The sequence below is a fragment of the Microbacterium sp. Leaf161 genome (assembly GCF_001423645.1).
Lineage (GTDB): Bacteria > Actinomycetota > Actinomycetes > Actinomycetales > Microbacteriaceae > Microbacterium > Microbacterium forte.
On record NZ_LMOW01000002.1, the window covers coordinates 15,111 to 27,385 of the forward strand.

13 protein-coding genes are annotated in these 12,275 nt (G+C 68.4%); 4 read left to right on the forward strand and 9 right to left on the reverse strand.

What is annotated here, in order from left to right; all coding sequences use genetic code 11:
* Position 1: 1 nt before the first annotated feature.
* The 3 genes from ASF87_RS12765 to ASF87_RS12775 all read right to left on the reverse strand — a co-directional run bounded on the left by ASF87_RS12765 (position 2) and on the right by ASF87_RS12775 (position 3,113).
* On the reverse strand, positions 2-964 hold the full coding sequence (locus ASF87_RS12765) for an endonuclease/exonuclease/phosphatase family protein (protein ID WP_056376516.1): 963 nt from the start codon (positions 962-964) through the stop codon (positions 2-4).
* Between the two features lie 94 nt (positions 965-1,058).
* Entirely contained in the window at positions 1,059-2,381 is a 1,323-nt protein-coding gene (locus ASF87_RS12770; protein ID WP_042541900.1) for a bifunctional o-acetylhomoserine/o-acetylserine sulfhydrylase, read from the reverse strand.
* A gap of 141 nt (positions 2,382-2,522) precedes the next feature.
* On the reverse strand, positions 2,523-3,113 hold the full coding sequence (locus ASF87_RS12775; protein WP_056376517.1) for a TetR/AcrR family transcriptional regulator: 591 nt from the start codon (positions 3,111-3,113) through the stop codon (positions 2,523-2,525).
* Between the two features lie 33 nt (positions 3,114-3,146).
* Here ASF87_RS12775 and ASF87_RS12780 point away from each other — a divergent pair, with 33 nt between their 5' ends.
* The 4 genes from ASF87_RS12780 to ASF87_RS12795 are packed head-to-tail and all read left to right on the forward strand — an operon-like array spanning position 3,147 to position 6,245.
* The gene (locus ASF87_RS12780; protein WP_056376518.1) at positions 3,147-4,100 is read left to right on the forward strand and encodes a DMT family transporter; all 954 of its coding nucleotides are present in this window, start codon (positions 3,147-3,149) and stop codon (positions 4,098-4,100) included.
* Positions 4,101-4,126: 26 nt separating this feature from the next.
* Complete coding sequence (locus tag ASF87_RS12785) at positions 4,127-4,909, forward strand: SDR family oxidoreductase (protein ID WP_042541897.1); 783 nt, start codon at positions 4,127-4,129, stop codon at positions 4,907-4,909.
* Between the two features lie 3 nt (positions 4,910-4,912).
* Complete coding sequence (locus ASF87_RS12790; protein WP_056376519.1) at positions 4,913-5,623, forward strand: uracil-DNA glycosylase; 711 nt, start codon at positions 4,913-4,915, stop codon at positions 5,621-5,623.
* 4 nt (positions 5,624-5,627) lie between these two features.
* Positions 5,628-6,245 (forward strand): GNAT family N-acetyltransferase, encoded by a 618-nt coding sequence (locus ASF87_RS12795; RefSeq protein WP_056376520.1) that lies wholly within the window; start codon positions 5,628-5,630, stop codon positions 6,243-6,245.
* 9 nt (positions 6,246-6,254) lie between these two features.
* Here ASF87_RS12795 and ASF87_RS12800 read toward each other — a convergent pair whose 3' ends face one another.
* The 6 genes from ASF87_RS12800 to ASF87_RS12825 form a co-directional block, all read right to left on the reverse strand.
* A complete protein-coding gene (locus tag ASF87_RS12800; RefSeq protein ID WP_082508911.1) occupies positions 6,255-7,049 on the reverse strand; it encodes an ABC transporter ATP-binding protein in 795 nt (264 codons plus the stop codon).
* On the reverse strand, positions 7,046-7,837 hold the full coding sequence (locus ASF87_RS12805) for an ATP-binding cassette domain-containing protein (protein ID WP_056376521.1): 792 nt from the start codon (positions 7,835-7,837) through the stop codon (positions 7,046-7,048). Before ASF87_RS12805 ends, ASF87_RS12800 begins: the two co-directional genes overlap by 4 nt.
* Positions 7,834-8,700, reverse strand: coding sequence for an ABC transporter permease (locus tag ASF87_RS12810; protein ID WP_056376522.1), 867 nt, complete (start codon positions 8,698-8,700; stop codon positions 7,834-7,836). Before ASF87_RS12810 ends, ASF87_RS12805 begins: the two co-directional genes overlap by 4 nt.
* Positions 8,700-9,647 carry an ABC transporter permease gene (locus tag ASF87_RS12815; RefSeq protein ID WP_056376523.1) on the reverse strand — a complete coding sequence of 316 codons (948 nt, stop codon included), beginning with the start codon at positions 9,645-9,647 and terminating at the stop codon, positions 8,700-8,702. The genes ASF87_RS12810 and ASF87_RS12815 overlap by 1 nt, the downstream gene beginning before the upstream one ends.
* 13 nt (positions 9,648-9,660) lie before the next feature.
* Positions 9,661-11,181, reverse strand: coding sequence for an ABC transporter substrate-binding protein (locus ASF87_RS12820; protein WP_056376524.1), 1,521 nt, complete (start codon positions 11,179-11,181; stop codon positions 9,661-9,663).
* Between the two features lie 94 nt (positions 11,182-11,275).
* Positions 11,276-12,202, reverse strand: coding sequence for an alpha/beta fold hydrolase (locus ASF87_RS12825; RefSeq protein WP_056376525.1), 927 nt, complete (start codon positions 12,200-12,202; stop codon positions 11,276-11,278).
* Positions 12,203-12,275 lie beyond the last annotated feature (73 nt).

The following is a 12,275-nucleotide window of genomic DNA, read 5'->3' on the forward strand; positions in this document are numbered from 1 at the left end:
CTCAGAAGCCGAGCGTCGTCACGGTCGCCAGGTGGTCGCTGCTGCCGGCCCGCATCGTCGTGGAGCTGCGCACGGCCAGGCCGCGCACGAAGACGTGGTCGATCCTGGCCAGCGGCAGAGCGGCGGGCCAGGTGAACCCGAGGGTGCCGTCGGTCGGTCGGACCCAGTCGAGCTGCGACCGCACGGCACCCAGTGCCGGGTCGGCGGAGGCGGCGTTGAAGTCGCCGATGACGACGATCGATTCGGCGGGGTCTGCAGCGACGGCATCGGCGATACCGGACAGCATCGCGTCTCGGTCGTCCTGCACTCCTGGCCGCACGGAGGCCGCATGCATGACGTAGACGGCGACGTCCGCATCAGGCGCGTTCACCACCACGCGCAGCGCGCGCTTCCAGTCGAGACCGAGCGACAGCGCCTGGGCATCGGCGATGGGGAGGCGGCTCCAGACGGCGACCGTGCCGATCGCGTAGGAGTGCGGGTAGTCGGCGGCGAGCGTGTCACGGGCGGCGGCGAGGCTGTCGGCGTCGAGTTCCGTCAGCGCGATGACGTCGGCACCGGACGCGGCGAGGTCTGCTGCGGATTCCGCTGCACCGCCGGAGTGCGCGCGCACGTTCTGGCTGACGATCTCGACGGTGGGCGTCTGGTCGGGGGCACCCGATGCGAAACCGGGGGTGGAGGGTGCGATCGCCAGCACCCAGACGAGGATGGGCACGAGCAGCACCAGGACGACGCGGCGGGCGCGGATCAGTGCGATCGTCGACAGGACTCCGAGCGCGAGGCCGCTCCAGGGAAGGAGCGCGGCGGCCGCGGTTCCCACGACTCCAGGGATCCAGACGCCCACGATCATGATCAGCACCACGAGGCCTGTGACGGCGATGATGCGCCCCGCGCGCGCGTTCGAGCGTCGGTGTGTCGGCGAATTCGTCGTGGCGGTGATCGTGGGCTCCTCGGGCAGGCTTCCCATTGTCGACGGAGCTGTCTGTGCACGGGCCGTGCGTGCCCCGAACGAGCAGATGCCCCGAGCCGAAGCCCAGGGCACCTGCAGTGTCGACGGACGGTCAGGCCCGAGCGGCCTCCGACACACGGCGAGCCGCGCCGAGCGCCTCGTCGAGGTCTGCCTTGAGGTCGTCGATGTTCTCGATGCCGACCGACAGACGCACGAGGCCGGGCGTGACGCCGGCGGTGAGCTGCTGCTCGGGAGTGAGCTGTGCGTGCGTGGTCGACGCCGGGTGGATCACGAGCGAGCGCACGTCGCCGATGTTCGCGAGGTGGCTGAAGAGCGACAGGCTGTTCACGAACTCGCGACCGGCCTCGACGCCGCCCTTGAGCTCGAAGGACAGCACCGCTCCGACGCCCTTGGGGGCGTAGTGGTTCGCCTTGGCGTACCAGGGTGAGGAGGGCAGGCCCGAGTAGTTGACCGACGCGACATCGTCGCGGCCGTCGAGCCACTCGGCGATCTCCTGGGCGTTCTGCACGTGGCGCTCGATGCGCAGCGAGAGGGTCTCGATGCCCTGGATGAGGTTCCAGGCGCTCTGCGGTGCGATGGCCGAGCCGAGGTCACGGAGCAGCTGCACGCGGGCCTTGATGATGTAGGCGAGCGGGTCGCCGACGGCAGCGGTGTAGCTGGCGCCGTGGTACGAGGGGTCGGGCACGGTGAGCCCGGGGAACTTCTCGACGTTCTTCGACCACTCGAAGGTGCCGCCGTCGATGATCGCGCCGCCGATGGTGGTGCCGTGGCCGCCGAGGAACTTCGTCACGGAGTGCACGACGATGTCGGCGCCGTGCTCGAACGGGCGGATCAGGTACGGGGTAGCGATCGTGTTGTCCACGATCAGCGGCACGCCGCCCTCGTGCGCCACGTCTGCGACGGTGCGGATGTCGAGGATGTTGATCTGCGGGTTGCCGATGGTCTCCGCGAAGAACAGCTTGGTGTTCGGGCGGATGGCGCGGCGCCACTCCTCGGGGTCGTCCTGGTTCTCGACGAACGTGACCTCGATGCCGAGCTTCGCGAGCGTGTACTTGAACAGGTTGTAGGTGCCGCCGTAGATCGAGCTCGATGACACGATGTGGTCGCCGGCCTCGGCGATGTTGAGCACGGCGAACGTCGATGCAGCCTGACCGCTGGCGAGGACGAGGGCGCCGGTGCCCCCCTCGAGTGCCGCGAGGCGCTGCTCCAGGACGTCCTGGGTCGGGTTCTGGATGCGGGTGTAGATGTTGCCGAACTCGGCCAGAGCGAACAGGTTCGCCGCGTGGTCGGCACTGTCGAACACGTAGGACGTGGTCTGGTAGATGGGCGTTGCGCGGGCCTTGGTCACCGGGTCGGGAGCAGCTCCGGAGTGGATCTGCTTCGTCTCGAAACGCCAGGTCTCGGGTGCGGACATGTGTTCCCCCTGGAACTGTTGGAAGGTCGGTTCGACTGATGTCGTTGGTGCGACAGTACGGAATATCGGAGGCTGTCAACAGCGGGTGGGAAATGTGACGTAATGAAGTCGGGCTGAACCCGCGGGCCGACGAGCCGGGGATCAGGCCTGACCGAGCAGTCGCCCCGCCCACGTGCGCGCGATCACGAACGGTTCGGCGAACGTCGTCATCCCGACCGTCACGATCGCACCCTCGTACAGCAGCATCATCGCCTGCGCCATCGCACGGGGATCGGGCATTCCCGCTTCGGCGCAGAGTTCCTCGAACACGTCGAGCAGCCAGGCCTTCTGACGTGACACCTCGGGGAACACAGGGTGGTCGTCGTTGCCGTCTCCGATCTCCGCGCGCGCGTTGATCGCGCTGCATCCCTTCGGGCTGTTCTCGTCGGACCAGGTGATGGCGGCGTCGAAGATCGCGAGCACACGATCAGGGCCGGGCTCGGGAACGCGGGAGAGGTGGGCGGCCACGTGGTCGCGCCACCGAGCGTCGCGGTGCTGGAGGTAGGAGACGACGAGCGCCTCCTTCGATCCGAAGCGGTCGTAGAGCGTCTTCTTCGTGACTCCGGCCACCTCGGCGATCGTGTCCACTCCGACCGCATGGATGCCGCGTTCGTAGAAGAGCCGCGAGGCGGCGTCGAGAACGCGCTGCCCTCCGGGGGTGAGCGGGGCGAGCTCGGGAACGGGCTGCGTCATGAATTTGACTATACCAGTCTGTATAGTCAACACATGAGTAAACAGATCGGTATACTTCGTTCGGTGGTCACTGTCGCCGCCGCCGTGGCCTTCATCGTGACCTGGAGTTCGGGATTCATCATTCCTGCGTACGCCACGGTGGACGTGTCGCCGCTCACGCTCCTCGTGTGGCGGTTCGTGCCGCTGGCCGTCCTTCTCCTCGCCGTGCTCCGTCTCTCGGGCGCAGCGAAGGGGCTGAACATTCGCGACGTGCGCACGCAGGCCACGATCGGACTCTTCGCGCAGTTCGGATACTGTGTCGCGGTCTACGGCGCCGTGGCGGCCGGCATCGCCACAGGCACGGTGGCGCTGATCGACGCGGTGCAGCCACTCGTCGTGGCCGTCCTCGTCGGACCAGTGCTCGGTCTGCGAGTGCGAGGTGCGCAATGGGCAGGGCTCGTGATCGGAGCGGTCGGCGTGCTCCTCGTGGTGCGCTCTCAGTTCGGGTCCTCCGAGGCGCCTGCGATGGCGTATCTGCTGCCGGCCGTGGCGATGGTCTGCCTCATCATCGGCACCCTGCTGCAGCGGAAGTCGGCGGTGAAGAGCGGCGTGCTCCTCACCCTGACCATCCATGTGACGGTGACCGCGGTGCTGCTGCTCGTCATCGCGGTGGTGACCGGAACCCTGCTCCCGCCGGCGTCGGCCTCGTTCTGGCTCGCCGTCGCGCTCACCGCGGTGTTCCCGACACTCGCCGCCTACGGCCTGTACTGGTGGTTGCTGCGGCGGGTGGGGATCACGGCGTTGCAGGCTCTGCTCTTCCTGATCGCCCCGGCGACGTCACTCGCCGGCAGCATCCTGCTGGGAGAGCCGATGACGGTCGTCACGGTCGGAGGGTTCATCCTGTGCGGGATCGGTGTCGCGGTGGTGCTCACAAGCGGGGCGAGATCGCCCGAGACGACCGCATCGTCGGCCCGAAAGCGCGACGTGGCGGTGCGCGAGGCGAGATAGTGGCCGGAACATCGTACGGTGGAGGCATGGTGAACAGGCGTGCAGTCGTGACAGGTGCGAGCTCGGGTATCGGACAGGCCACGGTGCGTGCGCTGCGCGCGCGCGGCTGGGGAGTCGTCGGAGTCGCACGACGTGCGTCCCGGTTGGCGGCGCTCTCGGCGGAGACGGGTGCCTCGACGATCGCGTGCGACCTGACCGACCCGGATGCCGTGGCAGCGCTGGTCACGGAGCTCGAGGCCTCGGGGCCCGTGCATGCGCTCGTGCAGGTCGCCGGCGGAGCACGGGGGACGGACCGCGTCGAGAACGCCTCGATCGACGACTGGCAGTGGATGTACGACGCCAACGTGCTCTCGAGCCAGCGACTGGTCGCCGGTCTCCTGCCCCTGCTGAGGCGGGCGGCCGCGGCGGACGGGCACGCCGACACCGTGTTCGTGACGTCGACGGCCGCACAGGTGGCCTACCCCGGCGGAGGCGGCTACAACGCGGCCAAGGCCGCGCAGGCGATGCTGGTGCACGCGCTCCGACTCGAGCTGAACGGCGAGCCGATCCGAGTCGCCGAGATCGCCCCCGGCATGGTGCACACCGAGGAGTTCACGCTCAACCGGCTGGGCGGCGACTCGGTCGCCGCGGAGGCCGTGTACTCGGGCGTCGAGGCGCCGCTGCAGGCGGAAGACGTCGCCGACGTGATCGCCTACGCGCTGGATGCTCCCGGCCACGTGAACCTCGACCTCATCACGATGCGACCCGTCGCGCAGTCCGCGAATCATCTGCTCGCCCGCGGACCGCTGCGCGTGCGACCGATCGACTGAACGATGACTGCGCGAACTCTTGCCGAGCTCGCCGACGACGGTCTCATCGATCCGGGGTGGGCCGACGCACTGGCGCCGGCTCAGCAGACGATCACCGCTCTCGGCGAGCGACTGCGCGACGAGCAGGCTGCGGGGCGGGGCTATCTTCCCGCAGGGGATCATGTGCTCCGTGCGTTCGAACGCCCGCTCTCGGACGTCAAGGTGCTCATCACCGGTCAGGACCCCTATCCGACTCCCGGGCATCCGATCGGCCTGTCTTTCGCGGTCGACCGAGACGTGCGCCCCCTGCCGCGCAGTCTCGGCAACATCTACGCCGAGCTCGAGAGCGACCTCGGCATCCCTCCGGCGCCGCACGGGGACCTGACCGCGTGGAGCGACCAGGGGGTGCTGCTGCTGAACCGCGTGCTGACGGTGCGTCCTGGCGAGGCCGGATCCCATCGCCGCTGGGGGTGGGAGCAGGTCACCGAGCTCGCGATCCGCGCTCTCGTCGCTCGTGACCAGCCGCTCGTCGCGATCCTCTGGGGAAAGGACGCCGCGAACCTCCAGCCGCTGCTCGGCGACACCCCTGTGATCGTGTCAGCGCATCCGTCGCCGCTGTCCGCCCGTCGGGGGTTCTTCGGCTCCCGCCCGTTCTCCCGGGCGAACGAGCTGCTCGAAGGGCTCGGTGCGAGCCCGGTCGACTGGCGCATCGGCGGCGAGCCCCCTCTAAGCTGATCGCATGCAGTTCGAGCCCGGTGATCGCCGCCGTGTGCTGCCGCGCCATCTGCGCCCGCAGCCGGAACCCGAGGTGTTCTCGTACGCGATCCGCCCCGCACGGTCAGGCGATCTGCCGTACGTGCGCGAGATCTACAACCATTTCGTCAGCAACTCGGTCGTCACCCTCGATGAACGGCGCAGCAGCATCCCCTATTGGCGGGAGAAGTTCGCGCTGCTGAGCAAGCTGGGCCTGCCCTTCCTGGTGGCGGTCTCGCCGGCGGGAGTCGTGATCGGGTATGCGCTGGCGCAGCCGTGGGCGGGCAAGAACGCCTATCGGTACACCGTCGAGGACTCGATCTACCTCGGACCGGGGGCCGGCGGCAAAGGACTCGGAGTCGCACTGCTGCAGGCGCTCATCGACGCATGCGAGCAGCTCGGCATCCGCGAGATGGTGGCCGTGATCAGCGACACCAAGGCAGACGCGTCGATTCGTCTGCACGCGAAGCTCGGATTCGTCGAAGCCGGGCGCATGGGTCGAGTCGGACACAAGTTCGGCCGCGACCTCGGCACCGTCTACATGCGACGCGCCCTGCGCCCGAGCCGTCGACGGAAGTTCTTCAGCACGGGCTCCGGTCGCTGAGAGCCGCGCTCACGCCGGAGGAGCGGGGATCACCGGGATCGCCGCGAGCAGCGTCTTCGTGTAGTCCTGCGTCGGACGCAGCAGCACGTCTGCGGTGGTTCCTCGCTCGACGACGCTCCCGTCCTTCATCACGATCACGGTGTCGCAGAGGTTCTGCACCACGCCGATGTCATGGGACACCAGGACGAGCGTGAGGTCTGCGGTGCGTCGCAGCTCGATCAGGAGCTCGAGGATCTGAGCGCGGACGGTCACATCGAGCGCCGACAGCGGCTCGTCGCCGACGAGGATGCGCGGCCGGTGGACGATGGCCCTCGCCAACGCGATGCGCTGCCGCTGCCCTCCGGAGAATTCGTGCGGGTATCGATCGCCCATCTCGGGCTCCAGACCCACCTGCTCGAGCACTTCGCGCACCCTGGCTCGGTGATCTTCGTCGATGCCGAGCGCCCACAGCGGCTCGCGGACGATCTGCGCCGCGGTCATCCTCGGGTCCAGCGATGCGTAGGGGTCTTGGAACACGAGACCGGTCTGACGGCGCAGCCAGTGCAGGGACCGCGCGGATGCCGTGGCATCCACCGTTCTCCCGTCGACCGCGACGGTGCCGGACGTCGGGCGGTCGAGACCGAGAAGCAGCCTGACGAGGGTGGACTTGCCCGATCCGGACTCGCCGATGATGCCGACGGACGACCCCTCGACGATGTCGAGATCGGTCGGTGCCAGCGCGGTCTGCAGCCGGGTGCGCTCGAACGTCGAACGCTTGGGGATCACGAAGTCGCGCCGCAGCGACCGCGCCTCGATGAGACTCATCGCGCGCCTCCCTCAGGACGCCAGAGCGTCGCGGTGGCGTCGCGGAGGAGCTCCTGCGTGATCGGCGACGCCGGAGCGGTGAGGAGCGTGCTCACGGGTGCAGCCTCGACGACCCGACCTTCTTCGAGCACGACGCCCTGAGTCGCGACCTGTGCGAGCACCGCCAGGTCGTGGGTGATGAACATGAGGGACATGCCCTGTTCCTCGACGAGGTTCAGCAGCAGCGACAGGATCTCGGCCTGGATGGTGACGTCGAGAGCGGTCGTCGGCTCATCGGCGATGAGCAGGCGTGGCCGGCACGCGAGCGCGATCGCGATCGCGACACGCTGCCGCTGACCGCCGGACAGCTGATGCGGAAAGCGGTCGACGATCGATGCGGGGTCGGGCAGCCGCACGCGTGCGGCCTCCTGGATCGCACGCTCGCGGGCTTCTCGCCGACCGATGCCCTCGTGGATGCGGATCGACTCGGCGATCTGCCTGCCGATGGTGCGGATCGGGTTCAGGGCGGTGCGGGGCTCCTGGAACACGATCCCGATCTCGTCTCCGCGCAGTCTCGCGAGCTCGCGGTCAGGGAGTCCGATCAGCTCTGTGCCGTTCCAGCGGATGCTGCCGCTCGCGACCGCACCCTCGGGGAGCAGACCGAGCACCGCGAGGGCCGTGAGCGACTTGCCCGAGCCGGACTCGCCGATCAGGCCGAGACGGGATCCGTCCGGCACCTCGAATGAGATGCCGTCGACGACGGGGCGTCCGTCGATGCGGACGACGAGGTCCGTCACCTCGAGGGTCATGCGATCACCGCCGGTGTGTGGATCTCGGCCGCGCGGTGACGCAGCGTGGGGTCGGTGGCCTCGCGCAGGCCGTCACCGAGGAGGTTGAGCGCCAGCACGGTGATCGTGATCGCGAGGCCCGGCCAGATGACCGAGAGCGGATGCACGCCGATGTATCGCTGCAGGTCGGCGAGCAGGAGGCCCCAGCTCGGCTCCGTGACCGAGGCGCCGAAACCGAGGTACGACAGGCCGGCCTCGGCGAGCACCGCGACCGCCATCGACCACGAGAGCTGCACGATGAACACGGGGGCGACGTTCGGAAGGAGGTGGCGAGCGAGGCTCTGTCCGGTCGTGAGGCCGGACGCCCGAGCGGCGAGGACGAAGTCGCTCTGCTGCACGCGGCGCAGCTCGGGCCTCGTGACGCGGGCGATGTTGACGCCGAAGCCGATGCCGACCGACCAGATCACCACCCACAGCGAGCCGCCCCAGACCGACGAGATCATCATGGCGATCAGCAGCACGGGGAAGGCGATCAGGATGTCGACGAGCACTGCCACCGTCTCTCGCAGCCAGCGGGCGGTGAGCGCTCCGAGCGCGGCCAGGGAGATGCCGACCAAGGTCGCGATGACGCCGGCGCCGATGCTGACGAAGACCGTCGTGCGAGCACCTGCCATGAGCAGGCTGAGGATGTCACGGCCCGTGTCGTCGGTGCCGAGCAGATGGGGCCAGCTCGGGACCGACCAGCGAGCGCGCAGGTCGGACTCCTGGGGATCGAACGGCGTCCAGAACAGCGAGACGAGTGCGGTGAGCGCGACGACGGCGACGACGATCAAGCCGAATCGACCTGTGGCGGATCGCGCCAGTCTCGGAAGCCAGCCGGGCATCAGGCCTCCCTCTGGCGCGGATCGATCGCGCGATGGATCAAGTCGACGAGGAATCCGACCACGAGCACGAATCCGGTGAGGACGAGGAGTTCGCTCTGCACCTTGATGAGGTCTCGGGTGCCGACGTCCGCCACCAGCATCCGTCCGATCCCGGGAAGTGTGAAGAGCTGTTCGATGACGACAGACCCGACGATGATCCCGGCGATCTGGAGTCCCAGCACGGTGATGATCGACAGGCCCACTGCGGGGATGCCGTGCGAGATGAGAGCGCGGGTGCGGGTGAGACCCTTGGCTGCCGCCGTGCGGACGAAGTCCTGGCCCGCCGCCTGCAGGGTGGCGCTGCGGACGAACCGCATGAGCATCGCCCCCTCGACGATGCCGATCGTGAGAGCGGGCAGGAGGAGCGACTCGATCGCCTTCCACGGCGTGCTCCACCCCGTGCGGGGAAACCCCTGCGGCGGAAGCCAGCCGAGCCAGACCGAGAAGACGACGATGAGCATCATCCCCGCCCAGACGACCGGCACGGCGGCGAGGGCCTGTGCGCCGACGCTGAGGGCGGTGCCTCCGCGGCCGCCGCGCCGCACGGCCGACAGGATGCCGAACGGCACCGCGATGAGCACGGCGATCAGGAGGGCGAGGATGCCGAGGGGAACCGTGACCTGCGCCTTCTCGAGCAGCTCCTCGCCGACCGATGCACCGGAGAGCAGAGACGTGCCGAGATCACCGCGGAAGAGGCCCCCGATCCACTCGGCGTATTGCGCGGGGAGGGGACGGTTGAGGCCCAGCGCCTCTCGGAGCGCCTCGACCTCGGCGGGGGAGGCCTGGGTGCCGGCGATCAGCTGCGCGACGTCGCCGGGGAAGACGCGCAAGGTGAGGAAGATCACCGCACTCGACACGAGGAGCCCTGCGATGAGCAGGGCTCCTCGGACGAGCGCGTAGCGGATCACGAAGTGCGCGTCATCACTTCTCGGTGGCCACGGTGACGCCGGCCAGGTTGATGCGCGAGTTGATCGAGTCCTCGGGGAACCCGGTCACCAGCGGGCTCACGGCCGTGATCGTCGCGCCGTTGTACAGCCAATCCGCCGCGTGGTCCTCGGAGACGATCCGCGCCGCCTCGGCGAGCAGGTCCGCGGACTTGTCGGGGTCGACCTCGGCCAGCGCCTCGGTGTAGAGGCTCTGCACCTCGGCGTTGTCGTAGCCGAAGTAGTACTCGGGATTCGCGAAGTTGCCGAAGTCGCGCGGCTCGACGTGCAGCACGAAGCTCAGGTCGTAGTCGTGGTTGGTGTAGACGTCCTCCAGCCAGGCCGGGAACTCGACCGAGTCGACGTCGAGGGTGACTCCGACCTTCTGGAAATCGGAGATGAGAACCTTCGGAACCGTCGTTCCATAGAAGTTCGGGATCGTCAGGGTGAGCTCGAGGTCTTCCTGCCCAGCCTCGGCGAGCAGCTCCTTGGCCTTCTCCGGGTCGTAGGAGACGACGTCGGAGAGGTCTTCGTAACCGGGGTCCAGTTCGGGAATGGGTCCGTAGAGGGTCGACCCCGCGCCGACGGCCTCGACGAGAGCCTCGTGGTCGATCGCGAGACGCAGCGCTTCGCGCACCCGGACGTCGTCGAGGGGCGCCTTGGCGTTGTTGAACGCGAGCGTCGCCTTGTCGGTGGTGCGGCCGGTCGTCAGAGTGAAGTCGCCGGACTCCTCGAGCTGCGGGGCGAGATTCGGATCCACCGCTGTGAGCACCTGGACGCCGCCATCGAGAGCAGCGTTCACCCCGGCCGTGAAGTCAGGGATGTACTGGAACTCGACCTCGGCGACGCCCGCAGGCTCGCCCCAGTAGGCCTCGTTGCGGGCGAACGTGATGGCGCTGCCCTTGTTCCACCGCGTGAGGGTGAAGGGACCCGTGCCGTTCTCGGCCGTCTTGAGATCGGTCGTATCGCCGGTCTGGAACACGAGACCGGCAGGACCGGTCAGCGAGAACAGGAAGTTCTGGTTCGGCGCCGTCAGCACGATCTGCACCGTGGTCGGGTCCGGTGCGGTGATCGAGGCCACTGAGGCGAACTCGGCATTGCCCTGCAGCGTCGCGTCCGTGCGCACAGCCTCGTAGGAGGCGACCACATCGGCGGAGGTGAGTGCGGTTCCGCTGTGGAAGGTGATGCCCTCGTTCAGCGTGAACGTGTAGGTGAGTCCGTCTTCGGAGACCTCGTAGTCGGAGGCGAGTCGCGGCACGATCTCGTTCTCCTGCGTGCGGCTGATGAGACCCTCGTAGATGTTGTCGATCAGGATCTGCTCCAGCGCTGCGCCGCTGGTGTGACGGATGTCGAGGTTGGTGGGCTCGAGGACGAGGCCGACCTGCAGCGTCGCGTCCGGATCAGGCTCTCCGACCGGTTCGGTGGTCTCGGGCTCTGCGGCACCTGCGCAGGCAGTGAGGACGATGGCGCTCGCCGCGATCGCGGAGATCAGCGCGAGTCGTCGCGTACGTCGGAACATGGGTTGTTTCCTCTCGGTGCGGCAGTTGCTGTGTGCCGTTGGATCGAGCCTAGGGATGTGTCGGGGCGGTGAGGGCGGAATGTGGAACGGAACGTCACATTCCGCGAGAAGCGAGGGATGAGGAGATCAGCGACGCCAGCTCGGCGGGTGCGGTCTCCTGGACGTTGTGCGTGGCGTGGACGGCGGTGACGCGGGCGTGGGGCAGGCGCTCGCCGAACTCCTTCGCATCCGCCTCGCTCACGAAGCCGTCGATGGCGCGGACGAGCGTCACCGGGGCCGTCGTCTTCGACAGATCCTGCCATCCGGTCGTGTGGAGCAGTGACGGCGCCGAGTCGTCTCCGGGGCCGTGGGCTGCCAGTGTCTGAGCGGCGAGATGCGCGAAATGGTGCTTCCACTCGACGCGGCCGTCGTCGCGAACGCGGGTGTTGAGGAACACCCCACGCTCGGTGTCGGAGCGGGCGCCCCCGAACCCGAAGGAGATCGCGCGGTCGACGAGCTCGTCGCGCGTCTCGAAATCGGTGGGCCCTGCGTAGAACTCGCGCAGGGCGGCTGGTCCGGCAGAGGTGTCGATGCCAGGGGTGATGTCGACGACGATCAGCTCGGACACGAGGTCGGGGCGGGCTGCAGCGAGGGCGGCGCCGGTGAGGCCGCCGAGCGACTGGCCCACGACCAGCTGCGCTCCGTCGGTCCAGGCGTCGAGTGCTGCCGCGACGTCGATCGCGAGCGTGCGAGGGGTGTAGTCGACGTCGCTGCGCCATGATGAATCGCCGTGTCCGGCGAGGTCGATCGCGAGCACCGGCTGCTGAAGGGCGAGCACCGTCGTGTCCCACGTGTGCGCGTTGAGGCCCGCGCCGTGCAGCAGCGTGACACGGGGCGTCTCTTCGCCGTACTGCAGAGCGCTGACGTGACGGCCGTCGGGGAGGGGCAGCGTCACGCGTCGGACGGATGGCACGGGGACCCCCATCGCCTGCGCCTGTGCGGGAAGATAGCTGAACTCGCTGGTGTCGATCGCCACCTGCATATTCTGCTCTGTTCTCGGGGCAGTGTGGAAATGCAGGAGCAATGTGTCAACACAGGTTGCGGTTGAGCCTGTC